Origin of the sequence: Pseudomonas sp. SBT1-2, from assembly GCF_028640875.1 — a bacterium.
Classification (GTDB): domain Bacteria; phylum Pseudomonadota; class Gammaproteobacteria; order Pseudomonadales; family Pseudomonadaceae; genus Aquipseudomonas; species Aquipseudomonas chlororaphis_I.
The window spans coordinates 14985-39070 of the sequence record NZ_JAQZAA010000073.1 but is presented as its reverse complement, the minus strand read 5'-3'; the positions used below and the strand labels follow the sequence as shown (position 1 = coordinate 39070).

The window sequence follows — 24086 nt, the reverse complement described above, 5'->3', positions numbered from 1 at the left end:
TGCTGCGCAGTCGATCGCAGCCTCGCAGGCTCGGCAGCGGCTACACGCGCGAAACTCTCAGCGGCCGCCGCCGAGGTCGATAAAGGTCCCGGTGGAATAGGAGGCCTTGTCCGACAGCAGCCAGATGATTGCCTCCGCCACTTCGTCCGGGCGCCCGCCGCGGCCCATGGGAATGGCGGACTCCAGTTTGCTGACGCGGTCGGCATCGCCGCTCAGGGCGTGGAAGTCGGTGTAGATATAGCCCGGGCGCACCCCGTTGACGCGGATGCCTTCGCCGGCGACTTCCTTGGACAGGCCGATGGTGAAGGTGTCCAGCGCCCCCTTGGAGGCCGCGTAGTCGATGTACTCGCCGGGCGAGCCCAGGCGGGCGGCGACCGAGGACACGTTGACGATGCTGCCGCCCTGCCCGCCATGCCTTGGCGACATGCGCAGCACCGCGTGCTTGGCGCAGAGGATCGGTCCGAGCACGTTGGTCTTCATGGTCTTCAGAATGCGGAATTCGGACATTTCGTCGAGCCGCGACTTCTGCCCGACGGTCCCGGCGTTGTTCACCAGCGCGGTGACCCGCCCCAGTTCGGCGTCGACCCGGTGGTACAGGCCAATCACTTCGTCCTCGATGCTGACATCGGCCCGCACGGCAATCGCCTGGGCGCCCAGGCCGCGCACCTGCTCCAGCACCTGGAAGGCCGCCTGTTCGTCGGCCTGGTAGTTGATGCAGATGCGATAGCCCTGTTGCGCGGCCAGCAGCGCGGTGGCCGCGCCAATACCGCGACCACCACCGGTGATGAGGATGACTTTGTCCATGCTGCCAACTCCCTCGCTGATCTTTGAACGCCAGCAATTAAACACCCTGGGGCCAGCGTTGCAAACCTTCTCGGGGCCGTCATCCGTCCCGTGGCTGATCGTCGGTCGGCGTGTCTATCCAGGCAGGTCGCAGGCTTGGAGTTTGCGGTCGCTGCGCGACCGATCGCAGCCTCGCAGGCTCGGCAGCGGCTACAGGAGTCGGCTACAACGCGATCGATGTAGCCGCTGCCGCAGGCTGCGATCGGCCGGTACGGCCGTGGCGCTCTCACGCCAGCAAATCCTTATGGGGCGGCGCTGTCTGGGCAATCGAGCGTCGACCGGCCGCTCCTACAGAAGCCTCTCTAGCCGCTGCCGCAGGCTGCGAACCTGAGAAGCAGGCAGGCTTGCGAGGCCGCTCAGAGGGCCAGCTGTTCGGCCTGATGGATGTTCTGCATGAAGCGCGCGGCCGGCAGCGGATGGCCGAGGAAATAACCTTGCAGCGAATCGCAGCCCAGCTGGGTCAGGAAGCTTTGCTGCACATCGGTTTCCACGCCCTCGGCGACGATGCGCAGGCCCAGGGCCTGGCCCAGGGCGACGATGGCCGAGACGATTGCCGCGTCGTCGCTGTCGTGTTCCAGGTCGCGGACAAAACCGCGGTCGATCTTCAATTCGTTGGCCGGCAGGCGCTTGAGGTACATCAGGCTCGAATAACCGGTGCCGAAGTCGTCGATCGACAGGTCGACGCCCATGTCCGCCAGTTGCTTGAGCACGGTCATGCTGGCATCGGCATCGCTCATGGCCGTGGTCTCGGTGATCTCCAGGGTCAGGCTGTTGGCCGGCAGGTGGTGGCGGCTCAACGCCCTGGCCACGCTGTCGACCAGCCCGGCATGGCAGAACTGCAGCGCCGAAATGTTCACCGCGATCCGCCAGCCTTCGTAGCCTTCGCTGTACCACTCGCGCATCTGCCGGCAGGCCTCGTTGAGCACCCACTCGCCGATGGGGATGATCAGCCCGGTCTTTTCCGCCAGGTCGATGAACTTGTCCGGCAGCAGCAGGCCCAGTTGCGGGTGTTCCCAGCGCAGCAAGGCTTCGGCGCCCACCGGCAAGCCGTTGGCGGCGTCGAACTTGGGCTGGTAATACAGCCTGAACTCGCCGTGCTCGACGGCATGGCGCAGGTCCTGCAACAGTTGCAGTTGCCGGCGCGCGTCGCTGTTCATCGAGGCGTCGAAGAAGCTGTAGCCGTTCTTGCCGGTGCCCTTGGCGTGGTACATCGCCGCATCGGCATTCATCAGCAGTTCCTGGGGCGTCAGACCGTTGCCCGGGTACACCGCGATGCCGACGCTGGCGGAGATCTGCAACTCATGCTCGGCCACCCGGAACACCTGGCCGATCAGCCCCACCTGGCGCGCGGCCAGGCGCAAGGCGTCGTCCGCCTCGTTCAGTTGCACCAGCAGCACGAACTCGTCGCCGCCGATCCGCGCCAGGGTGTCCTGGCTGCGCAGGTCTTCGCGCAGGCGCACCGCCACCTCGCGCAGCAACTGGTCGCCCATGTGATGGCCAAAGGCATCGTTGACCGGCTTGAAGCCGTCCAGGTCGATGAACATCAGGGCAAAACAGCCGCCCTGCTCCGTCACCCGCTGCATCGCCTGGTCGATCCGGTCGGCCAGCAGCGTGCGGTTCGGCAGGCCGGTCAGGGTGTCGTGCAGCGCCAGTTGGGTCAGCTCGCGGTTGGCCACGGTCAGCGATTCGGCCAGTACCGCGGTGCGCGCTTCCAGGCGCGCGTCGAGGACCGAGGTCAGCAAGGCAATGACCAGCACCGCCAGGGTGGTGATCAGCACCAGGTTGTCCAGGCCCTTGCCGCTCAGGCCGTCCACCGCCGCGCCACAGAAACTGCCGTCGGCGAAACGCGCCGCGGCCATGCCGGTGTAGTGCATGCCGACAATGGCGATGCCCATCACCACCGCGGCCCCACAGCGGGCCAGGCGTACATAAGGGGTATTGCGGCGCAGGCGGAAGGCGATCCACAGCGCCGCGGCCGAGGCGCCGACGGCAATCAGCAGCGAGGCGCCGAACAGGCTCGGGTCGTAGTCGATGCCCGGCTGCATGCGCATCGCCGCCATGCCGGTGTAATGCATGGCGCTGATCCCGGCGCCCATGACCAGCGCGCCGAAGGCCAGCTGCCACAGCGGCAGGCTCTGCTGGCTCACCAGCCACAGGGCGAAACCGCAGGACAGCACGGAAATCAGCAGCGACAGCGCGGTGATGCCGGTGTCGTAGCCCAGGTCGATGGGCAGGCTGAAGGCGAGCATGCCGATAAAGTGCATCGACCACACCCCGATGCCCATGGCCAGGGCGCCGCCGGCCATCCACAGCAACGCCGCTCGACCACGCGTGGTGGCGATGCGACCGGTCAGGTCGAGCGCGGTGTAAGAGGCGAGAATCGCCACAAACAGGGAAATCAGAACCAGGGCGGGAGAGTAGGTACCGGTGAGCATGAACGTCTCGTGGCGTGAGCCGGAAGCTTCCATGCCCGGCGGTAAAAAGGCGCAATTGTACTGATTGCGTACAGAAACACACTCACAAAGTAAGCAAAAAGCCATCAGTCGGACGAAAGTAGCCGGCTGATAAAACAAATCGGTGACAGCGACCCGGCTCCTGACAACGCCAGGCTCGCCGCTATCGATGTAGCCGCTGGCGCAGCCTGCGCGCGACCGCGTAGCGGTCGTGGAACCAAACAGCGCATTTATCCAGGCAGGCCGTGGTTTCAGGAGCTGCGGTCGCTACGTCGGAGTGCCGCCCAAACCGTTCGCAGCCTCGCGGACTCGGCAGCGGCTACAAGGGTCAGGCAGCGGTGGTAAACCCGGGCGGATCACGGATTCAGCCTGTTACTCCTTGCTGGCCTGCAGCTGGCCGTCCCAGCCGCCGCCGAGGGCGGCGATCAGTTGCACGCTGGTGACCAGCCGGCTTTGCAGCAGGCTCAGCACGCTGCGTTCGTTGTTCAACGCGGTGGCCTGTACCACCACCACGTCCAGGTAGGCGATCACCCCGGCCTTGTACTGGTTCTCGGTCAGGCGCAGCGACTCGCGCGCCGAATCCAGGGCCTGCTGGCGCACCGCGGCCTCGTCTTCCAGGACCTTGAGCTGCACCAGGTAGTTCTCCACCTCGCGGAAGCCGTCGAGCACGGTCTGGCGGTACTTGGCCACGGTCTGGTCGTAGGCCGCCTCGGTGCGGTCGACTTCCGCCGAGCGCTGGCCACCGTCGAACAGGGTCATGGCCAGTTTCGGCCCCACCGACCAGAAGCGGTTCGGCAGGCTGATCCAGTCGGCGTAGGTACTGCTGCTGTAGCCGCCGGCCAGGCTCAGGGTCAGGTCCGGGTAATAGGCGGCCTTGGCCACGCCGATATTGGCGTTGGCAGCGATCACCGAACGCTCGGCCGAAGCGATGTCCGGGCGCCGCTCCAGCAGTTGCGACGGCAGGCTCAGGGGCACCTGGGGCAAGGCCGGGATGTCCTGGGTCTCGGCCAGGCTGAACTCGGCCGGCGGCAGGCCGATCAACACCGCGATGGCGTTTTCCAGCTGGGCGCGTTGCCAGATCAGGTCGATCAGGTCGGCCTGGGTGGTTTTCAGCTGGGTTTGCGCCTGGGCCACCGCGTCCTTGCCGGAGACGCCGGCGCGGTACTGGTTCTCGGTCATGGTCAGCGAACGCTGGTAAGCCGCCACCGTGGCTTCGAGCAGGCGCTTCTGCTGGTCCATGACCCGCAGTTGCAGGTAGTTCTGCACCAGTTCCGACTGCTGGCTCAGGCGCATCGCCGCGAGGTCGGCGAAGCTGGCTTCGGCGCTGGCTTCGTTGGCTTCCAGGCCGCGACGCAGCTTGCCCCAGACATCGGCCTCCCAGCTCACCCCGAGCTGGGTGTTGTAGGTGTCGCGAATGCCGCTGGAGGAGCTGCTCAGGGCCGAACTGCTGCTGCCGGTGCCCTGGCTGGCGCGGGTTTTGCCGGCGCTCAGGTCGACCGTGGGGAACAGCGAGCCACGGGCGCTGCGCACCAGGGCCTGGGCCTGGCGGTACTGGGCCTCGGACTGCGCCACGGTCTGGTTGGCGCTGTTGAGCTTGTCGATCAGGCCGTTGAGCTGTTGGTCGCCATACAGTTCCCACCAGGCGCCACGGGCCAGGGAATCGCTGGGACTGGCCTGGCGCCAGCCTGCTGCTTCCTTGTATTGCGCAGGCTCGGCGACGGTCGGGCGCTGATAGTCCGGGCCAATGGCGCAGGCGCTGAGCAGCGCCAGGCTCAAGCTCAGGCTCAACAGCCGCGAACCGCGGGCCAGGGCCAGGCGCTGAGGAAGGTTGCGGGGCGAGCAGTCAGTCATAGCGGCGTTTCCAGAGCGGCATCGGTACGGACCCCACGCCAGTGGTTGAATTTATGGCGCAGGCGATCGAGATAGAGGTAGACCACCGGGGTGGTGTAGAGGGTCAGGATCTGGCTGAAGACCAGGCCGCCGATAATGGTCAGGCCCAGGGGCTGGCGCATTTCCGCGCCTTCGGCGCTGCCGAGCAGCAACGGCAAGGCGCCGAGGATCGCCGCCAGGGTGGTCATCAGGATCGGCCGCAGGCGCAGCAGGCAGGCGCTGCGGATCGACTCCAGCGGGCCCAGGCCCTGGTGGCGCTCCAACTGCAGCGCCAGGTCGATCATCAGGATGGCGTTTTTCTTCACCACGCCGATCAGCAGGAACAGCCCCAGCAGCGAGATCAGGCTGAACTGGCTGCCCAGCACATAGATCGACAGCAAGGCGCCGACCCCGGCCGACGGCAGCGTGGACAGGATGGTCAACGGGTGAATGTAGCTTTCATAGAGCACGCCCAGCACCAGGTACACCGCCAGCAGCGCGCCAAGGATCATGAACGGCTGGCTCTTCTGGGTCGCGGCGAAGGCGTCGGCGGTGCCGGCCATCTTGACGATCACGTCTTCGGGCATGCCGACCTTGGCGAGCGCCCGTTCGATGGCCGCCGTTCCCTGCTCCACCGTCACCCCTTCGGCCATGTCGAAGGAAATGCTTTCCGAGGCGAACTGGCCTTCGTGGCTGACCCGGTCGTCTTCCAGGCTGTTCTCGTAATGGGCGATGGTCGACAACGGCACCCGCGCGCCATCGGCGGTGATCACCTGCACCTGGTTGAGGGTGATCGGGTCCTGGGCGTATTTCGGGTTGACCTCCATCACCACCTGGTACTGGTTGAGGCTGTCGTAGATGGTGGAAATCTGCCGCTGGCTGTAGGCGTTGTTGAGCACCGCGGTGACCATGTTCATGTCGATCCCCAGGCGCTTGGCCTGGTCGCGGTCGACCACCAGGGTCACCTGCTGGGCACCCTGCCCCTCGCGGGCGTCGATGGCGGTCAGCTCCGGCAAGGCACGCAGCGCGGTGACCACCTTCGGGTACCACTCGCGCAATGCCCCCAGGTCGCCGCTCTGGATGATGTAGGAATACTGCGAGGTGGTCTGTTCGCGACCGCCGCCGAACTGCAGGTCCTGGTCAGCCATCAGCATCAGCTGGGCGCCGGGCACCTTGGGCATTTCCTTGCGCAGGCGCTCGATGACCTTCTGCGCGGAAATGTTGCGTTCCTTGATCGGCTTGAGGCGCACCAGCATGAAGGCGTTGTTGGTGCCGTTGTTGCCACCGATGAAGCCGGCCACGCTCTCCACCGCCGGGTCCTTGAGCACCTCGCGGCGGAAGATTTCCATCTTCGGCTGCATCACGGTGAACGACAGGCCGTCGTCGCCCCGCACGAAACCGATCAACTGGCCGGTGTCCTGCTGCGGCATGAAGGTCTTGGGCACCACCACGTACAGCGCAATGTTGACGCCGATGGTCACGAACAGGCTGAGCAGGGTCAGGCGTTTGTGGCGCAGCACCCAGTCCAGGCTGCTGGCGTATTTCGCCACCATCCAGTCGTTGCCGCGCTGGCTCCAGCGCTGCAGGCCGTTCTCCTGGCCCGGCACATGGGGCTTGAGCCAGCGGGCGCAAAGCATCGGGGTCAGGGTCAGGGACACCACCAGGGACACGATGATCGCCGCCGCCAGGGTGATGGAAAACTCGCGGAACAGGCTTTCGATGATCCCGCCCATGAACAGGATCGACAGGAACACCGCCACCAGCGAGACGTTCATCGACAACAGGGTGAAGCCGACTTCCTTGGCTCCCAGGTAGGCTGCCTTCATCGGCGCGATGCCTTCGTCGATGTGCCGGGAAATGTTCTCCAGCACCACGATGGCGTCGTCCACCACCAGCCCGGTGGCGAGAATCAGCGCCATCAGCGACAGGTTGTTCAGGGAAAAACCGTACAGGTACATCACCGCGAAGGTGCCCACCAGCGACACCGGCACCGCCAGGGTCGGGATCAGCGAGGCGCGCAGATTGCCGAGGAACAGGTAGACCACCAGGATCACCAGGGCCACGGCGATCAGCAGGGTCATCTCGGCTTCATGCAGGGTGGCCTTGATCACCGGCGAGCGGTCCATCGCCAGGTTGAGCTTGACGCTGGCCGGCAACACCGCCTGCAACGCCGGCAACTGCGCCTTGATCTCGTTGACCGTCTCGATGATGTTGGCCCCGGCCTGGCGGTTGATCACCAGCAGCACCGCCGCGTCGTCGTTGAAGAAGCCACTGTTGTAGCGGTCCTCGACGCCGTCGCTGACCTTGGCCACGTCTTTCAGGCGCAGGGCCGCGCCGTCCTTGTAGTGGATGATCAGCGGCTCGTAGTCCTTGGCCTTCTCCAGCTGGTCGTTGGCCTGCACCTGCCACATCTGCTCGCTGTTCTCCACCGAGCCCTTGGGCCGGCGCACGTTGGCTTCGGCGATGGTCTTGCGCACATCGTCGAGGGCCACGCCGTACTGGTTGAGCAACTGCGGCTCGAGCTCGATGCGCACCGCCGGCAGCGAACTGCCGCCGATCTGCACCTCGCCGACACCGGAGACCTGGGACAGGCTCTGGGACAGGATGGTCGAGGCCAGGTCGTACAGCTGGCCCTTCTCCAGCACATCGGAGGTCAGCGACAGCACCATGATCGGCGCCTGGGACGGGTTGACCTTCTTGTAGGTGGGCATGCTGCGCATGCCGCTGGGCAGCAGGTTGCGCGAGGCGTTGATCGCCGCCTGCACTTCCCGCGCCGCGCCGTTGATGTCGCGGTCCAGGTCGAACTGCAGGATGACCCGGGTCGAACCCTGGCTGGAGCGGCTGCTCATGGTGTTGACCCCGGCGATCGCGCCGAAGGAACGCTCCAGGGGCGTGGCCACGGTGGATGCCATCACCTCGGGGCTGGCCCCCGGCAAGCTGGCCTGGACCACGATCACCGGGAAGTCCATCTGCGGCAGCGGCGACACCGGCAGCAGGCCGAAGCTGACGCCACCCAATAACATAATCGCCAGGCTCAAGAGCATCGTCGCCACAGGACGGCGAATAAAGGGTCCGGACAGGTTCATGGGCGGCAGCTCCAAGCTTCAAGCTGCAAGCTGCAAGAGAAAAGCAGGGATCGCGCAGGCTTTGACTTGCGGCTTGAAGCTTGAAACTTGTAGCTCGCCGTCATACCACCACCTCTTTCGAGTCAGGCTTGCCAAAGCGGCGTCCCAACCGATCGAAATACAGGTAAATAACAGGCGTGGTAAACAGCGTGAGGATCTGGCTCAGCAACAGGCCGCCGACCATCACCAGGCCCAGAGGCTGGCGCAGTTCGGCGCCGGAGCCGGTGGCCAGCATCAGCGGCACGGCGCCGAACAGCGCGGCCAGGGTGGTCATCAGGATCGGTCGGAAACGCAGGAGCGCCGCCTGGTAGATCGCCTGCTCCGGGGCCATGCCCTGGTTGCGTTCGGCGTCGAGGGCGAAGTCGATCATCATGATCGCGTTCTTCTTGACGATGCCGATCAGCAGGATGATGCCGATGATCGCGATCATGCCCAGGTCGTTGCCGCTGAGGATCAGCGCCAGCAAAGCCCCCACCGCCGCCGACGGCAGCGTGGAAAGGATGGTGATCGGGTGGATGTAGCTCTCGTAGAGCACCCCCAGCACGATGTACATGGTCACCACCGCCGCCAGGATCAGCAGCAAGGTGCTCGACAGCGAAGCCTGGAACGCCTGGGCCGCGCCCTGGAACTGGGTCTGCACGCCCACCGGCATGCCGATGTCCCGCTGCACCTGCTCGATGATGTCCACCGCCTGCCCCAGGGCCACGCCGGGCGCCAGGTTGAACGACATCATCACCGCCGGGAACTGGCCGATATGGGCGATGGCCAGTTGCGCCTGGCGCTCCTCGACCCGAGCCAGGCTCGACAGCCGCACCTGGCCGCCGTCGATGGTCTTCACATGGATCTGTTCCAGCGCCTGCGGGCCGATGCTTTCCCCGGCCTGGGCCTGCAACACCACGCGGTATTGGCTGGCCTGGGTGTAGATGGTGGAAATCTGCCGCTGGCCGAAGGCGTCGTACAGCGCGTCGGTGATGTTCGACACCGAGACGCCGATGCGCGAAGCGGCGTCGCGGTCGATCACCAGGTACACCTGCAAACCCTTGTCCTGCAGGTCGCTGGCGACGTCGGTGAGTTCCGGCCGGTGGACCAGGGCATCCACCAGGCGCCCGCTCCACAGGGCCAGCAGGTCGGCATCCGGCGACGACAGGCTGAACTGGTACTGGGTACGGCTGACCCGGTCCTCGATGGTCAGGTCCTGCACCGGCTGCATGAACAGGCGGACGCCCACCAACTGGTCGACCTGGGGCTGGATGCGCGCAATCACTTCGGCGGCGCTGAGGTCGCGTTCGCGGTGCGGCTTGAGGTTGATCAGCAGCCGGCCGCTGTTGAGGGTGGCGTTGTCGCCGTCGACCCCGATATAGGACGACAGGCTTTCCACCGCCGGGTCGGCCAGGATGATTTTCGCCAGGTCCTGCTGGCGCTGGCTCATGGCGGCGAAGGACACCGACTGCGGCGCTTCGGAAATGCCCTGGATCACCCCGGTGTCCTGTACCGGGAAGAAGCCCTTGGGCACCACCATATACAGGAACACGGTCAACGCCAGGGTGCCGACGGCCACCAGCAGGGTCAGCGGCTGGTGCTTGAGTACCCACTGCAACCAGCGGCCGTAGCTGGCGATCAACCAGTCGATCCAGGCACCGCTGGCGCGGTAGAACCGGCCCTGTTCTTCTTCCTTGGGCTCACGCTTGAGCAGGCGCGCGCACATCATCGGCGTCAGGGTCAGGGACACCACCAGGGAAATCAGGATCGCCACCGCCAGGGTGATGGCGAACTCGCGGAACAGCCGCCCGACCACGTCGGCCATGAACAGCAGCGGAATCAGTACGGCGATCAGCGACAGGGTCAGCGACACCAGGGTGAAGCCGATCTGCTTGGCGCCCTTGAGCGCGGCCTGCATCGGGCTGTCGCCCTCTTCGATGAAGCGCGAGATGTTCTCCAGCATCACGATGGCATCGTCGACCACAAAGCCGGTGGCGATGGTCAGGGCCATCAGGGTCAGGTTGTTGACCGAGAAGCCCGCCAGGTACATCACGCCGAAGGTACCGATCAGCGACAACGGCACGGCAATCGACGGGATCACCGTGGCGCTGGCCCGGCGCAGGAACAGGAAGGTCACCATCACCACCAGGGCGATGGCGATCAGCAGTTCGTGCTGCACGTCGGTGACCGAGGCGCGGATGGTCTGGGTGCGGTCGGTGAGCACGGTGACGTCGAGGCCCGCCGGCAGGTTGTCGGTAATGCTCGGCAGCAGCGCCTTGATCCGGTCCACCACCTCGATCACGTTGGCCCCGGGCTGGCGCTGGATATTGAGCAGCACCGCCTGGTTTTCATTGGCCCAGGCCGCCAGGCGTTCATTCTCGGCGCCGCCGACGATCTGCGCGACGTCCTTCAAGCGCAGCGGCGCGCCATTCTTGTAGGCCAGGATCAGCTCGGCGTAATCCTTGGGCGAAGTCAGCTGGTCGTTGGCGTCGAGCATCGACACCCGGGTCGGGCCGTCGAAGTTGCCCTTGGGCTGGTTGACGTTGGAGGCGCCGATCAGGCTGCGCACGTCCGCCAGGTTGAGGCCGTTGGCCGCCAGGGCCTCCGGGTTGACCTTGATCCGCACCGCCTGGCGCTGGCCGCCGGCGATGCTGACCATGCCGACGCCGCTGATCTGCGCGATCTTCTGCGCCATGCGGGTATCGACCAGGTCGTTGAGCTTGGGCAGCAGCATGGTCTTGGAGGTGATGGCCAGGGTCAGCACCGGGGTGTCCGCCGGGTTGACCTTGTTGTACACCGGCGGCGCCGGCAGATCCGTGGGCAGCAGGTTGGTCGCGGCATTGATCGCGGCCTGCACCTGCTGCTCGGCGACATCCATATTGATGTCGAGGTTGAAACGCAGGGTCAGCACCGAGGCGCCGCCGGAACTGGTGGAGGCCATCTGGGTCAGGCCGGGCATCTGGCCGAACTGGCGTTCCAGGGGCGCGGTGACCGCGCTGGTCATCACGTCGGGACTGGCGCCGGGGTACAGGGTCATCACCCGGATGGTCGGGTAATCGACCTGAGGCAACGCCGAGACCGGCAGCAGGCGATAGGCGATCAGGCCGGCCAGGACAATGGCCAGCATGCTCAGGGTGGTGGCTACCGGACGGAGGATGAACAGCCGCGAGAGGTTCATGCGCCGACCTTGCTCGCCGGGGCGTCAGCGGCCGGGGCCGTGGCAGGCGTAGTCGCCGAACTGGCCGGCTTGCCCTGCAGATGCTGGGTCGGGGTGGTTGGCACTTCCTCGGTGGTGTTCACCACCTCCACTTCGCTGCCGTCTTTCAGGCGGTCGGTGCCTTCCAGCACCACGCGATCGCCGGCTTCCAGGCCGGCCTTGATCACGGTGGAGTCGCCGTTGCTGTCGCCGACCTGCAACTGGCGGATCTTGACCTTGTTGTCGCCGTCCAGGGCGTAGACGAAGGTGCCGTTGGTGCCGAACTGGACCGCCGCCGACGGCGCCAGCACCACGTTTTTCAGGGTGTCGGCGAGCACACGCACGTTGACGAACTGGTTGGGGAACAGCACCTGGTCGCGGTTCTCGTAGCGCGCCTTGAACTTCAGGGTGCCGGTGGTGGTGTCGATCTGGTTGTCGAGGCTTTGCAGCACGCCGCTGGCCTGCAGTGTCTGGTCGCCGCGGTCCCAGGCTTCCACCGGCAGCCTGGCGCCGCTGCGATAACGCTCCAGCACCCTGCTCAGGTTGTTCTCCGGCAGGGTAAAGGCAACGCTGATCGGCTGGGTCTGGGTGATGATCGCCAGCGCGGTGGTGTCGTTGGCCGCCACCAGGTTGCCGACGTCCAGCTGGCGCAGGCCGACGCGGCCGGTGATCGGCGCGCGGATCCTGGTGAATTCGAGATTGAGCTTGGCGTCGTTGACCGCCGCCTGGTTGGTCTTGACCGTGCCCTGGTACTGGCCGACCAGCGCCGCGGCGGTGTCCAGGGTCTGCTTGGCGATACTGTCCTGGGCGTACAGGCCGCGATAACGCTCGTAGTCGACCTGGGCGTTCTTCAACTGGGCCTGGTTCTGCAACAGCGTGCCTTCGGCCTGGAGCAAGGCGTTCTGGTAAGGCCGCGGATCGATTTCCGCCAGCAGGTCGCCGGCCTTGACCATCTGCCCTTCCTCGAAGGCCACCTTGACCAGCTCACCGGCCACCCGGCTGCGCACATTGATGGTGTTCAGCGCGGTGACGGTGCCCAGCGCCTTGTAATACAGCGGGAAGTCCCCGCGCGTGGCCGGTGCCACCCGCACCGGGATCGGCCCGCTCGCGCCACCGAACCCTGGCCGCATCGACCCGCTGCGCCCGGTGTGTCCGACGGCGGCCTTTTGCCCGGCGGCATCCTTGTGGGTGGTCGAGGCCGGCCAGAATTTCCAGCACAGGCCGACGATGGCCAACAGGACAAGCAGGCCGAGCAGCCAGCGACGGGAGTTGCGGGAAACGGAGGATTGCATGGAATGATCAACCATTGGGCGCGAGGGGATCTTTTTCAGAAGGCTGAAAGATAAGCACTGGCCGGTGTTTAGCAAAGCGCCTTTACCGGCAATTTACCTTGGGCTTACGTTTGTAAGTGTCTGCTAAGCCACTGAAGCACAAATAAAAACGGCCTGGACAGGGCCAGGCCGTGAATAATTGTAAAACCTGTTACTTCAGAACGGCCAAGGCCGCGTCGTAGTTAGGTTCTTCAGCGATTTCCTTGACCAGCTCGCTGTGCAGCACGGTGTCGTTCTCGTCCAGCACCACCACCGCGCGGGCGGTCAGGCCGGCCAGCGGGCCGTCGGCAATGGCCACGCCGTAGTTTTCGATGAACTCGCGGCCACGCAGGGTCGACAGGTTCTGCACGTTTTCCAGGCCTTCGGCGCCGCAGAAACGGGCCTGGGCGAACGGCAGGTCAGCCGAGATGCACAGCACCACGGTGTTGTTCAGGTCGTTGGCCTGGGCGTTGAACTTGCGCACGGAGGTGGCGCAGGTCGGGGTGTCGACGCTTGGGAAGATGTTCAGCACTTTGCGCTTGCCGGCAAAGCTGCTCAGGGTGATGTCGGCCAGGCCGGCGCCCACCAGGGAGAACGCTGGCGCCTTGGAGCCGGCTTGTGGCAGTTGGCCGTTGACTTGAACCGGGTTGCCTTTAAGGGTGACTTGAGCCATGAACGGAGTCCTTTTAAACGATTGTCATTGAACAGCTGTAAAGAACATCGAGAGGCCGGAAGTTAAACATGAAACGCTCCGGCTACCTATGCCCGGGATACAAATTGTCGCCCTTTTGCGCCCTTGAGTGGATACAGGACGCGAGGCCGCCGCCATCCAGCCCGCAGGCTCGAAGCGACAGTCGTCAACCCGGCCAGCGCGCTGACCTCACGTATAACCAGCGTCCATGTCGCCGGTATGACACCCCCACATCCCGTGCCGAAAGCTGAACTGGCGCCCGGCACTGAGCCGCAGGCTATCGATACCCACACCTTTCACAGGGCTGATGCGCCCGGGAAAGATCTTCGGGAAGTTGGCGCCTTCAAGGCAGAAATCCAGCGCCTGGGCCGGGCTGAGACCGGCGATAAAAGTCGTGCGTCCGACCACAGGCATGCCAGCAAAGCTCCTTGAGAGCATCAATAATATGCAATTAATAACATCACAAATATTATATAACTATATGTTTTTATTGAATTTGTTACTCTTGATAAATCACATTAACTTAACCATTCAAAACACATGGAAATCATCACCATTCACATGAACATCCAGGCAGGCCTTGAAGCTCCGCTGCCATTCGATCCAGGAGCCCGTCACCCTGCTGTGGGCGGAAAAAACCTGCCATGGACAATGCCGTCGGCAGGCCTTGTGCCCTCGCCTCGCCAGCGAAACCTGTGCTTTTGATTGACTGCCGGAGCTGCTCGTTGACGGGGCCAGGCACCCGCCCTGACCCCGACGCAGTGGGCAAAAAAATGCTCGGGAGATACCCCGGCCCCAACTACTTTTTCAGTTTCTTAAAGGACTGGTGCAGGTCTGAGGCCCAGCCGTCGATGACGTTTTTCACGTCCGCAGGCTGCATGACCTGGGTGTCGTTCTGCAGCGGCTTGCCGCTGCCCTTGCGCACCACCTGGGCGATCACCTTGTTGTTGCCGCCGTCGATGAACTGCGCCTCGGTACCCAGGGTGGTCTCCTGGTCGCGGATTCCGCTGGCCGTGCTCACCGCCGCCGCCACCAGGGCGATGGGAATGATTTCGTAGGGTTTCAGGCCTTCGGTCTTGCTGCTCACGGCGGTGATCGCCGCGCGCACCACAATCACGCCTGGCCCCGGTGCGCTGGCCAGCGGCATGGCCTGGCCGATCTCGCGCTTGAGCGCCTCGTCGTAATAGCGGTTGATACCGTACAAGGTATTCTGCGGGATCTTCACCGTCGGCTGCGGCTTGGGATAGAACTGGGTGGGCTCGATATAGACGCTGCGGTACTGCTTCAGGTCCAGCTTGGGATCGACCCAGCGCATCACTTCTACGCCCGACGGCGACTTGGCCTCCTTGAGCTGGCTGTAGTCGCCGAGAAAACCGGAATACTCGTCGGGCTGGGTGACGTTGCTGGAACAGCCCACCAACCCGAGGGTGGCCAGGCACAGCGTGCTCATCATTGATGCGAGCTTCATGGGGTAACTCCTGTCAGAAATCCGGAAGCGCTACTGGTTTGAGGAAATTTAGGTATAGCCAATAGCGGGCATATCAGCACAGCAAAAGCGGATTAATCGCCAAAGCAGGCCAGAGAATTCTTGTCGGATCGGACAGATACAGGTGCGGCGTCAAAGCCGCACCTTGCCCAGGCCCGTTACCAGCCCGTCCGTTACCAAGTCGTTCCGCGCCTTGCCGCCGCCTCGCGCCGAGCGTCGATGCGCATGGCCTTGAGCAGGGAAAAGGTCCCGGCCAGGACGATCACCGCGCCAAACACGAAGTCGATGCCGTACAACTGATAGTCCTGCAGCGGCCCAACCAGGAATACCCGGACCGCCGCCACGCCCAGCAGCGTGGCGAGAAAGTCGATGGTCGGCTCGTCGCGGTACAGCACCATCAGCAGCGGCAGGCACAGCACCAGCAACAACAGCAGCACGATGATCTTGAACGAGCCTTTGCGCTCGATGCTGAAGGCGCACTCGCTGGCACCATAGGCCGGATAGTCGCCGGGCTGGACCAGGCTGTTCTGCTCGGCGATGTAGTCCGCCGGGTTGTACATCCGGGTCGGGGTGAAGGTATTGGACAGGTTCATCTGCGTGGTGATGCGCTTGAACGGCAGGTCGACCTGCTCGTTGCCCTTGAGGATGTACAGCACCGGCTTGTAGCCGTAACGGTAGACCTCGAAGGGAAACCGGCTGGACTCGCCGATCACCCGGATCGGCCGGCTTTCCAGGTCTGCGTAGGCGTTCTTGTGCGGCGAATTGAAGTTGCGGTTCAAGGGCTTGACCTTGACCTCTTCAAAGAACAGCGGCGGCAGGCTGTAGGTGGACTGCAACGGCTCCAGGCGCAATTTCAGCGGATAGCGGCCCAGTTCGTAGCGGTTGTAGGTGCGTTCGGAAACGTTGACCTCTCCCGATACCCTGAACTCGCCCTGGGTGCTGTTGGTGACCCTGAGCAGCAGATAGTCGCGCTTGAAGGAATGCGGCGAATCCGCGGCGGGGCCGCACCAGCCGTAGCTGTCGAGGGGGTCGCCGAGGCGCCCGCTGCGGGCATCCTGGTACACATAGAAATAGCCGACCCACAGGGTCAGGATCAGCAACAACGAAAACAACCCGAGTATCTTTTTAGCAACGCTCACAGCCGCGACTCTCTTCCATGGATGGCCCATGCCAGGCACGCCTGCGACTGATCGCCGGACGCCGATCCCTGGCTCCTTCATAAGGGGTGGGACTCTACCAAAGTGCCATCAGCGACCCAAGGACAAATGCCCCTGGCGGCCAGACAATGGCCGTTGCCTGCCCTGTTCACGGGCGACGGTGAGCATCGATGGAAGCGCCGGCCGGTGCCGGCGCCCCTCTTCAGCGCCTCCGGAACAGCGGCCGCGGCTCGATCGCCGAGCGCCCGTAAAGCACACTCATGCCCGCCAGCCCCTTGAGGGCGTCGTCGGCGCATTTGTCTTCGCGGATGGCAAAGCTGTCAAAACCGCATTGGCGCATATGGCTGAGCTGGTCGCGCAGCACATCGCCCACCGCCCGCAGTTCGCCCATCCAGCCCAGGCGGGTGCGCAGCAGGTAGGCCTGGCTGTAGGCGCGGCCGTCACGGAAGCTGGGAAAATCCAGGGCGATCAGCGGGATCAGCTTGAGCCAGGGCCTGAGGCTTTCCACCTCATCGTCCGGGCCGAGCCAGACCCCGTCCCGCGCCGGCTCGTGCTCGATGCGGCGGATCAGCCAGCGGGCCAGTGGCAAGATCAGCGCCCCCTCGGGCAGCGGGCCGTCCACCTCGCGCACCAGGTTCCAGGGATCGTCCTCGACCCGCCCAGCCTGGCCATCCTGCAAGCGCAACAGATTGTTCATGGTTTTAGTCTCTCGCTCACGGCTGTGCTTTCTGTTGCCCGGTCGCAGTGCTGGCTCATGGCTGCGCCTCCAGCACTTTCGGATAGACCCGCTCCTTGAACGGCTCCAGGCCGATGCGTTGCACGGTATCGACGAACAGCTCCTCGCTTTCCCGGTAACGCACGAAGGTGGCGATGATGCGTTCGATCACCCCGGGCACTTCCTCGGCGCTGAACGACGGGCCTATGACCTTGCCCAGCGCGCTGTGCTTGCCCTGGGCGCCGCCGAGGGTGATCTGGTACCACTCGCTGCCGTTCTTATCGACGCCGAGGATGCCGATATTGCCGATGTGGTGATGGCCGCAGGCGTTCATGCAGCCGGAGATGTTCAGGCTGATGTCACCCAGGTCGTGCAGGTAATCCAGATCATCGAAACGCGCCTGGATCGCCTGGGCGATGGGGATCGACTTGGCGTTGGCCAGGGCGCAGAAGTCGCCGCCGGGACAGGCGATGATGTCGGTCAGCAAGCCGACGTTGGCGCAGCCCAGGCCCTGCTCGCCCGCTAGCCGCCACAGTTCATGCAGCGCGGCCTTGGGCACGTCCGGCAGGACGATGTTCTGTTCGTGGGCGATACGGATCTCGCCAAAGCCGAAGGCCTCGGACCACTCGGCCACCGCCTCCATCTGCGCCGCCGTCACGTCTCCGGGCGGCGAGGTGCTGCCGGGTTTGGTCGACAGCACCACGCTGGCGTAGCCCGGCACCTTGTGCGGCTTGACGTTGTGCGCCACCCAGCGCTCGAAAGCCGGTTCCTCGGCCAGGCGGCTGCCGTAGTCGAGATCGGTGGCTGGCTGGCGCTCGTAGAGCGGCGGGATAAAGGCACTGGCGACCCGCTGGTATTCGGCCTCGGTCAACTGCGCCGGGCCGTCCTTGAGGTGCTGCCACTCTTCCTCCACTTCCTTGGCGAAGGCCTCGATGCCCAGGGCCTTGACCAGGATCTTGATCCGCGCCTTGTACTTGTTGTCGCGCCGGCCGTGGCGGTTATAGACCCGCAACACCGCCTCGACATAGGACAGCAGGTGCTGCCACGGCAGGCCGTCGCGGATCTGCTGGCTGAGGATCGGCGTGCGCCCCAGGCCGCCGCCGACCATCACCCGCAGCAGCATCTGCCCGCGCCAGTCGCGGTACAGGTACAGGCCGATGTCATGCATCATGATCGCCGCCCGGTCCTCGCGGGCCGAGCAGATGGCGATCTTGAACTTGCGCGGCAGGAACAGGAATTCCGGGTTGATGGTCGACCACTGGCGCAGGATCTCCGCCAGGGGCCGCGGGTCCATCAGCTCGTCGGCGGCCACCCCGGCGAAGGCTTCGGTGGTGATGTTGCGCACGCAGTTGCCGGAGGTCTGGATTGCGTGCATCTCGACACCGGCCAGGCGTTCGAGGATGTCCGGCACCTGGGCCAGCTCGATCCAGTTGAACTGCATGTTCTGCCGGGTGGTGAAGTGGCCGTAGCCGCGATCGTAGTCGCGGGCGATGCTGGCCAGGGTGCGCATCTGCCGCGCACTGAGGGTGCCGTAAGGGATGGCCACCCGCAGCATGTAGGCGTGTTTCTGCATGTACAGGCCGTTCTGCAGGCGCAACGGCAGGAACTCTTCTTCGCTCAGCTCGCCAGCCATGAAGCGTTCGACCTGATCGCGAAACTGCGCCACCCGTTCAAAGACCAGGGCCCGGTCGTACTCGTCATAGTGATACATGTCACGGCCTCATCAGTGCTGACCCCAATCCCGCCCCTGAAGCCACTGCAATCCTGTAGCCGCTGCCGAGCAACGCGAGGCTGCGATCGAGCGCGTAGCGCTCGCAATCCGGACGATGCGGTCTGGCTGACAGAACACATGTGTCGGTCTTTGCGGCTGCTTTGCAGCCGATCGCAGCCTCGCTGCGCTCGGCAGCGGCTACAGGGCCACGGGGTTATGGCATTCCAGGGGTGATCCGGGGGTTTTGGTGTGGCGGTGACTATGCCCTTACGGCTCAGAGCGTTACAGATTCAGGTAAAAACTAAAAAACCGTATCAGCCGGCCCCGGACCTGCACCGGTAGGCGGGCAAATCTGATCCGTATTAATGGTTTTTTTCTGAGCCTGTTTTGTTTCGCCGCTGCTTTCTACAGTGCATGGCATGCCAGGCCGGGTGGCCTGGCAAGCCTTTGCAACCGTGGAAGCATTGACCATGAGCACAGCAACAATGGAACCGGCCTACAACTACAAGGTGGTGCGCCAATTCGTCATCGCCACCGTGGCCTGGGGCGTGATCGGCATGGCCATGGGGGTGTGGATCGCCTCCCAGCTGGTATGGCCACAAATGAACCTCGACCTGCCCTGGACCAGCTTCGGCCGCCTGCGCCCGCTGCACACCAGCCTGGTGATCTTCGGCTTCGCCGGCAGCGCCCAGTTCGCCGCCAGTTACTACGCGGTGCAGCGCACCTGCCAGGTGCGGCTGTATTCCGACAAGCTCGCCGCCTTCACCTTCTGGGGCTGGCAGTCGGTGATCCTGATCATGCTGGTCACCCTGCCGCTGGGCTACACCACCACCAAGGAATACGCGGAAATCGAATTCTCCGGCGCGGTGTGGATGGCCGTGGTCTGGGTGGTCTACGGCATCGTGTTCTTCACCACCGTGGTGCAGCGCAAGACCAAGCACATCTACGTCGGCAACTGGTTCTTCGGCGCCTTTATCCTGGTGATCGCCATGCTGCACGTGGTCAATCACCTGTCGATCCCGGTGGACTGGTTCAAGTCCTACCCGGTGTACTCCGGCGCCACCGACGCCATGGTCCAGTGGTGGTACGGCCACAACGCCGTGGGCTTCTTCCTCACCACCGGTTTCCTGGGGATGATGTATTACTTCGTGCCCAAGCAGGTCGGGCGCCCGGTGTATTCCTATCGCCTGTCCATCGTGCACTTCTGGGCGCTGATCACCCTGTACATCTGGGCCGGCCCGCACCACCTGCACTACACCGCCCTGCCGGACTGGGCGCAATCGCTGGGCATGGCCATGTCGCTGATCCTCCTGGCACCGAGCTGGGGCGGCATGATCAACGGCATGATGACCCTCTCGGGCGCCTGGCATAAATTGCGCACCGACCCGATCCTGCGCTTCCTGGTGCTGTCCCTGGCCTTCTACGGCATGTCGACCTTCGAGGGGCCGATGATGGCGATCAAGACGGTCAACGCCCTGTCCCACTACACCGACTGGACCATCGGCCACGTCCACGCCGGCGCCCTGGGCTGGGTGGCGATGATCACCTTCGGCGCCATCTACCACATGGTGCCCAAGGTCTTCGGCCGTGAGCAGATGCACAGCATCCCGCTGATCAACCTGCACTTCTGGCTCGCCACCATCGGCACCGTGCTCTACATCGCCTCGATGTGGGTCAACGGCATCACCCAGGGCCTGATGTGGCGCGCGGTCAACGACGACGGCACCCTCACCTATTCCTTCGTCGAAGCCCTGCAGGCCAGCCACCCGGGCTTTATCGTGCGCTTCGCCGGGGGCGTGTTCTTCCTCAGCGGCATGCTGCTGATGGCCTACAACACCTGGCGCACCGTGCGCGTGGCCGACCCGCGCCTGGCCCTCAGCGACGCCCAGATCGCCTGATCGCCCAAGAGCACGACGCGAGCCACACCCGGCCCGCGTCGTTCATCCCTCTCCTGCAGCACAGCGAGCCCTCCGATGATCGAATTCGCCCTTGACCTGCTCGGCGTGACCTTCCTTTACCTCAGCATCGGCTACTGCCTGCGTCATCAATCGGCCAAGAGCCTCGACGACGCCAGCCTGATCCCCTTCGCCGACGACCCGGACGTGGCGCGCCGGGTGGAACTGGCCACCGGCAAGAAGATCGACGCCGTGGCGCCGGAACCGACCGAAGCCCGGCCGGGCTGGGGCAATGTGGAGATCTGACCCCGCCTCGCAGCCTGACCGCCGCTGTAACTGCAACGGAGCCCGATTGGCCAACGGCGGGTGTTTCGCTTAGTCTTCGCCGCTGAACAAACACGGACGTTTCTAGAATGAGCGGAAAACCGGCCGCGCGGGTAACCGACCCGACTTCCTGCCCGATGCCGGGCCACGGCACCAACCCCATCGTCAGCGGCTCCCCCGATGTTCTTTTCGACGGCCTGGCCGCGGCCCGGCACAACGACCAGAGCGCCTGCGGTGCGGCGATCGTCGGTGGGGTGTCGGCAACCGTCTTCATCAATGGCCGCAATGCCGCGGTACAGAGCAGTACCGGTGACCACGGCAGCATTATCGTCGGCGGTTCGGGCAGTGTGATCATTGGCGATACCGTTACAGCGGCGCCCGTCAGCGCGGTGTCGGCGACGCCGAACACAGCTGCCGTCGTGGCCGCCCTGCTGCCTCCCGCGCCTTCTGCCCCGCAGGCCGCAGCGCTGACTGGCGCGCCAGCTGTAGCAGCGCTGGCCCCGACCATCCCGGCCGCCGTCAGCAATCCGCTGGTGGCAGCAGCAAAAATTCTCGACGACTTTCAGGCAGCACCGATAAAGGAGCGGGTCTTCAACGATCCGGCTCACCCCATGGGCACCCCACGAGACCCGTTCGAGAAGAGCAAGATTCACGAGCAGATCGAGGCTCGTCTGGCCAAGGCGCAGGGTGGCAGCCTGAAACGCTTTCATCCGATCAGCGCCTACCCCGACCAGAAAGAGACCAGCCTCTGCGGTCCGGCCACCTTCTTCTATGCCTTGTTGATGGATCGCCCCGACCTGTACGCAAAAGCCATCACCGAGCTCTGGGAAACCGGTGAAACGACCATCGGGCAGTTGCACATCAAGCCGAGCCACGGCGCCTGCAATCCAAAAAACTTCAGTCACGGTGCAGAAGGTGACCGCATCTGGGCTATCGACTGGATCACCCTGGCCAGCTTGCGTGACAGTGAAAACATATTGTTCGCCTATGACGAACCGGATGACATGTTCTCTGGGATCACCCTGCCCGCGGGGCTCAGAAAATGGTTCAAGCAAGCAGGAGCCGAGATCCTTTTCGACAACACCCAGTTCTCGTCCCATATAAACCAGAATCAGTTGAGCGAACTGTTCCAGTACATTCGCCCCGGTACTCATGTCGCGACCCTTATCGGCGCGGGGATGCTGGCAGCCAATGCAGGGCAAATGAAAAACCACTGGGTTACCTGGGAGCAACCGGCAAAAACCTTATCCGGCCCCATCACCCCGGCCACTGCACCGAGTGACACCATCAGTTCCTCGAAGATCTTTTCCTGGGGTGAGTTGTTGCATCAGATCCCAGCGGGATCGACCCTGCAGACCATTCTCAAATACATATACGGCGGCCTTGTGTTCAGCAAGATCCCTTGAACGGCCCCCAGGAAACTCCCATGAAGCGCGCACTGATTTCCGCTATTGCTCTTTCACTCATGCTCAGCGGTTGTGGGCTGGGATTTGTTCCCGGCTGCTATACCCGTCCGGATCTCACAATGCAGCCAGAGACACTGCCCAGTGCCGTCGCCGGCCAGCCGTTCAGCGTCAAGCTGGAGGTGGTGGGCGCCGATACGCCGCTGACCGGTTTTTATATCCACCCCGACTACCCGTTGCCCGAGGGGTTGGAGCTGAGTTACCAGAAAAGAACCCATTACGTGCTGATCACTGGCAAACCGCTGACGCCGGGCACCTATACCATCAACGCGTATGCCAGTAGCTACGGGACTCAATGCCCAGGGCAGAAAGCGCAGAGGATCTATCAACTCAAGGTGCTGCCAGCTCCGCAGCCCTGATCCCTGACCTCACCCACGCTCCCGGGGAATCAGCACCTGCAGCTGCGACGCCAGGAAGTTGCCGTCGAAGGTAAAGACGTCGGGTTCCTTCAGGCCATTGGCCTTGCGCCATTGCCAGCTGCCGTCGGGCAGGCCCACCAGGGACACGCTGCCGTAACGCGCGGCGGTCAGGCCCATCACCGCCAGGGAAATCTGCCCGGCGGCGCCCATCACATCGGGCACGAACTCCACCGGTTTGCCGGCGATGACGATGGTCAGCTTCTCGGTCTTGAAGGTCGAGGTTTCCACCGGGACGCTGGGGCTGAAGGCCACGTAGGGTTCGCGAGTCAAGGCCAGCAGGTCCGGCATCAGCACTGGCGCCAGCCACTGCTGGATATGGTCGAACAGCTCAGTGATACGGTTCGTCCAGACCACCGACTGGCTTTCGAACAGCTGTTTCTTGTGGGCTTCGCTTTCGGCGTAGTGGCGAAGCATCTCGCCCAGTTGCTGTACGTCGTCCATGTTCATGCCTCTTCGAGGAACCGCGATTGCGGAACTCGATCATGGCAGATGCACGCCCGCGTCGTATGACTAAAAGCCGAACCCTGGCGGCACGGCTGCCGAACGGTGAACGCGCGCTCGCCCTCAGCCCCGCCCGCAGCGGAGGGCGCGGTACTGGCTGGGGGTCAGGCCGAGGATCTTGCGAAACGCGCTGCCCATATGGGACTGGTGGGCGAAGCCGGTTTCCAGGGCGATGGCGGCGAGCGACAGGTCGCTGTGCTCGATCAGCCGGCGCGCCGCCTGGACCCGCACTTCGACCATCCAGGCATGGGGCGTCATGCCGATGGCGCGGGTGAAGTCGCGCAGGAACCGCAGTTCGTTGCGCCCGCTGCAGGCCGCCAGTTCAGAGAGTGACAGGGGCTCGGCGAACTGCTGGTCGATCAGCGTCAGCACCCGGCTGAACTCGGTGCGCCTGACAGCTTTGGTCGGTGGTTTGTCGAGGACGGCCAGGCCGGCGAACTGCAAGGCGCATTGTTCCAGGGCCAACTGATCTTGGTTGGGGTCCAGCAACAGCCGCCGCGCCTGCCGTCCCAGCGCCAGGGCCCTCGCATGTCCTGGCAGCTGCAGACGCCGCGAACCGCTGGCGATATCCAGGCCCTGTGGTTCGGCCAGCCAGCGCAGCAGCAGGTATTCACCGCCGTGGGGCGACTCGGAAAACACCTCGACCCCGGCCGGGGTCAAGGCCAGGGTCCCCGGCCAGCTGTCGAAATCCTCGCGCCGGTCGCTGCCGATGGCATGCACGCCCCGCTGGCGTTCCAGGCTCACGCCGAGGCTTTGCCACTGCAACGGATCGCGCGCACTGTAGGCCGCGCGCGGCAGCAATTGCAGGTCGAGCGTGCCGCCCAGCAGCTCGCGGCGCGGCAGCTCGTAGCCCTGGGCCTTGTCGCTCAGCACGCCGGGCATATGAAATTTCTTGATAGATCGCGGGGCTGTGCCACGGGACACTCTCGGCATTCAGGTTGGTCAGCAA

General features: G+C 64.3%; 17 protein-coding genes and 1 pseudogene. 4 read left to right on the top strand and 14 right to left on the bottom strand.

Annotated elements, in window-relative coordinates:
• Positions 1-57: 57 nt before the first annotated feature.
• The 12 genes from PVZ78_RS12280 to PVZ78_RS12225 form a co-directional block, all read right to left on the bottom strand.
• Complete coding sequence (locus tag PVZ78_RS12280) at positions 58-804, bottom strand: SDR family oxidoreductase (protein ID WP_009048807.1); 747 nt, start codon at positions 802-804, stop codon at positions 58-60.
• Positions 805-1199: 395 nt separating this feature from the next.
• Positions 1200-3278, bottom strand: a complete 2079-nt coding sequence (locus tag PVZ78_RS12275) for a putative bifunctional diguanylate cyclase/phosphodiesterase (RefSeq protein ID WP_009048806.1) — start codon at positions 3276-3278, stop codon at positions 1200-1202.
• Positions 3279-3668: 390 nt separating this feature from the next.
• Positions 3669-5147 carry an efflux transporter outer membrane subunit gene (locus tag PVZ78_RS12270; RefSeq protein WP_009048805.1) on the bottom strand — a complete coding sequence of 493 codons (1479 nt, stop codon included), beginning with the start codon at positions 5145-5147 and terminating at the stop codon, positions 3669-3671.
• Complete coding sequence (locus tag PVZ78_RS12265; RefSeq protein WP_038632158.1) at positions 5144-8251, bottom strand: efflux RND transporter permease subunit; 3108 nt, start codon at positions 8249-8251, stop codon at positions 5144-5146. Before PVZ78_RS12265 ends, PVZ78_RS12270 begins: the two co-directional genes overlap by 4 nt.
• 100 nt (positions 8252-8351) lie before the next feature.
• Positions 8352-11447: an MdtB/MuxB family multidrug efflux RND transporter permease subunit gene (locus tag PVZ78_RS12260; protein WP_273828739.1), complete on the bottom strand. Its 3096-nt coding sequence runs from the start codon at positions 11445-11447 to the stop codon at positions 8352-8354.
• Entirely contained in the window at positions 11444-12772 is a 1329-nt protein-coding gene (locus PVZ78_RS12255; protein WP_009048802.1) for an MdtA/MuxA family multidrug efflux RND transporter periplasmic adaptor subunit, read from the bottom strand. Before PVZ78_RS12255 ends, PVZ78_RS12260 begins: the two co-directional genes overlap by 4 nt.
• A 175-nt stretch (positions 12773-12947) precedes the next feature.
• Positions 12948-13448 (bottom strand): thiol peroxidase, encoded by a 501-nt coding sequence (gene tpx, locus PVZ78_RS12250; protein ID WP_009048801.1) that lies wholly within the window; start codon positions 13446-13448, stop codon positions 12948-12950.
• Between the two features lie 207 nt (positions 13449-13655).
• On the bottom strand, positions 13656-13880 hold the full coding sequence (locus PVZ78_RS12245; protein ID WP_050899140.1) for a hypothetical protein: 225 nt from the start codon (positions 13878-13880) through the stop codon (positions 13656-13658).
• A 385-nt stretch (positions 13881-14265) separates the two neighbouring features.
• Complete coding sequence (locus PVZ78_RS12240) at positions 14266-14934, bottom strand: DUF3313 domain-containing protein (protein ID WP_016704733.1); 669 nt, start codon at positions 14932-14934, stop codon at positions 14266-14268.
• Between the two features lie 191 nt (positions 14935-15125).
• On the bottom strand, positions 15126-16091 hold the full coding sequence (locus PVZ78_RS12235; RefSeq protein WP_029527216.1) for a hypothetical protein: 966 nt from the start codon (positions 16089-16091) through the stop codon (positions 15126-15128).
• 220 nt (positions 16092-16311) lie between these two features.
• Positions 16312-16806 carry a DUF934 domain-containing protein gene (locus tag PVZ78_RS12230; RefSeq protein ID WP_009048797.1) on the bottom strand — a complete coding sequence of 165 codons (495 nt, stop codon included), beginning with the start codon at positions 16804-16806 and terminating at the stop codon, positions 16312-16314.
• Between the two features lie 55 nt (positions 16807-16861).
• Positions 16862-18535: a nitrite/sulfite reductase gene (locus PVZ78_RS12225; protein WP_009048796.1), complete on the bottom strand. Its 1674-nt coding sequence runs from the start codon at positions 18533-18535 to the stop codon at positions 16862-16864.
• Between the two features lie 470 nt (positions 18536-19005).
• Between PVZ78_RS12225 and ccoN the strand changes: the two genes are divergently transcribed.
• The 4 genes and pseudogenes from ccoN to PVZ78_RS12205 all read left to right on the top strand — a co-directional run bounded on the left by ccoN (position 19006) and on the right by PVZ78_RS12205 (position 22576).
• Entirely contained in the window at positions 19006-20433 is a 1428-nt protein-coding gene (gene ccoN / locus PVZ78_RS12220; RefSeq protein ID WP_009048795.1) for a cytochrome-c oxidase, cbb3-type subunit I, read from the top strand.
• A 75-nt stretch (positions 20434-20508) separates the two neighbouring features.
• Positions 20509-20736 (top strand): hypothetical protein, encoded by a 228-nt coding sequence (locus tag PVZ78_RS12215; RefSeq protein WP_009048794.1) that lies wholly within the window; start codon positions 20509-20511, stop codon positions 20734-20736.
• Between the two features lie 107 nt (positions 20737-20843).
• Positions 20844-21158 (top strand): annotated as a pseudogene (locus tag PVZ78_RS12210) (PAAR domain-containing protein); the annotation flags it as partial.
• Positions 21159-22180: 1022 nt separating this feature from the next.
• Positions 22181-22576, top strand: coding sequence for a hypothetical protein (locus PVZ78_RS12205; RefSeq protein WP_110176006.1), 396 nt, complete (start codon positions 22181-22183; stop codon positions 22574-22576).
• 9 nt (positions 22577-22585) lie between these two features.
• Here the strand turns inward: PVZ78_RS12205 and PVZ78_RS12200 are convergent, their stop codons facing one another.
• Positions 22586-23077 (bottom strand): hypothetical protein, encoded by a 492-nt coding sequence (locus PVZ78_RS12200; protein WP_172834877.1) that lies wholly within the window; start codon positions 23075-23077, stop codon positions 22586-22588.
• Between the two features lie 123 nt (positions 23078-23200).
• Complete coding sequence (locus tag PVZ78_RS12195) at positions 23201-24019, bottom strand: helix-turn-helix domain-containing protein (protein WP_273828738.1); 819 nt, start codon at positions 24017-24019, stop codon at positions 23201-23203.
• Between the last annotated feature and the right edge of the window lie 67 nt (positions 24020-24086).

Excerpts from the sequence above, each read along its gene's own strand:
- PVZ78_RS12240 (WP_016704733.1), bottom strand. The coding sequence starts at position 14,934 with ATGAAGCTCGCATCAATGATGAGCACGCTGTGCCTGGCCACCCTCGGG.
- PVZ78_RS12245 (WP_050899140.1), bottom strand. The coding sequence starts at position 13,880 with ATGCCTGTGGTCGGACGCACGACTTTTATCGCCGGTCTCAGCCCGGCC.
- PVZ78_RS12205 (WP_110176006.1), top strand. The coding sequence starts at position 22,181 with ATGAAGCGCGCACTGATTTCCGCTATTGCTCTTTCACTCATGCTCAGC.
- tpx (WP_009048801.1), bottom strand. The coding sequence starts at position 13,448 with ATGGCTCAAGTCACCCTTAAAGGCAACCCGGTTCAAGTCAACGGCCAA.
- PVZ78_RS12225 (WP_009048796.1), bottom strand. The coding sequence starts at position 18,535 with ATGTATCACTATGACGAGTACGACCGGGCCCTGGTCTTTGAACGGGTG.
- PVZ78_RS12265 (WP_038632158.1), bottom strand. The coding sequence starts at position 8,251 with ATGAACCTGTCCGGACCCTTTATTCGCCGTCCTGTGGCGACGATGCTC.
- ccoN (WP_009048795.1), top strand. The coding sequence starts at position 19,006 with ATGAGCACAGCAACAATGGAACCGGCCTACAACTACAAGGTGGTGCGC.
- PVZ78_RS12260 (WP_273828739.1), bottom strand. The coding sequence starts at position 11,447 with ATGAACCTCTCGCGGCTGTTCATCCTCCGTCCGGTAGCCACCACCCTG.
- PVZ78_RS12275 (WP_009048806.1), bottom strand. The coding sequence starts at position 3,278 with ATGCTCACCGGTACCTACTCTCCCGCCCTGGTTCTGATTTCCCTGTTT.
- PVZ78_RS12270 (WP_009048805.1), bottom strand. The coding sequence starts at position 5,147 with ATGACTGACTGCTCGCCCCGCAACCTTCCTCAGCGCCTGGCCCTGGCC.
- PVZ78_RS12255 (WP_009048802.1), bottom strand. The coding sequence starts at position 12,772 with ATGGTTGATCATTCCATGCAATCCTCCGTTTCCCGCAACTCCCGTCGC.
- PVZ78_RS12195 (WP_273828738.1), bottom strand. The coding sequence starts at position 24,019 with ATGCCCGGCGTGCTGAGCGACAAGGCCCAGGGCTACGAGCTGCCGCGC.
- PVZ78_RS12280 (WP_009048807.1), bottom strand. The coding sequence starts at position 804 with ATGGACAAAGTCATCCTCATCACCGGTGGTGGTCGCGGTATTGGCGCG.
- PVZ78_RS12200 (WP_172834877.1), bottom strand. The coding sequence starts at position 23,077 with ATGGACGACGTACAGCAACTGGGCGAGATGCTTCGCCACTACGCCGAA.
- PVZ78_RS12215 (WP_009048794.1), top strand. The coding sequence starts at position 20,509 with ATGATCGAATTCGCCCTTGACCTGCTCGGCGTGACCTTCCTTTACCTC.
- PVZ78_RS12230 (WP_009048797.1), bottom strand. The coding sequence starts at position 16,806 with ATGAACAATCTGTTGCGCTTGCAGGATGGCCAGGCTGGGCGGGTCGAG.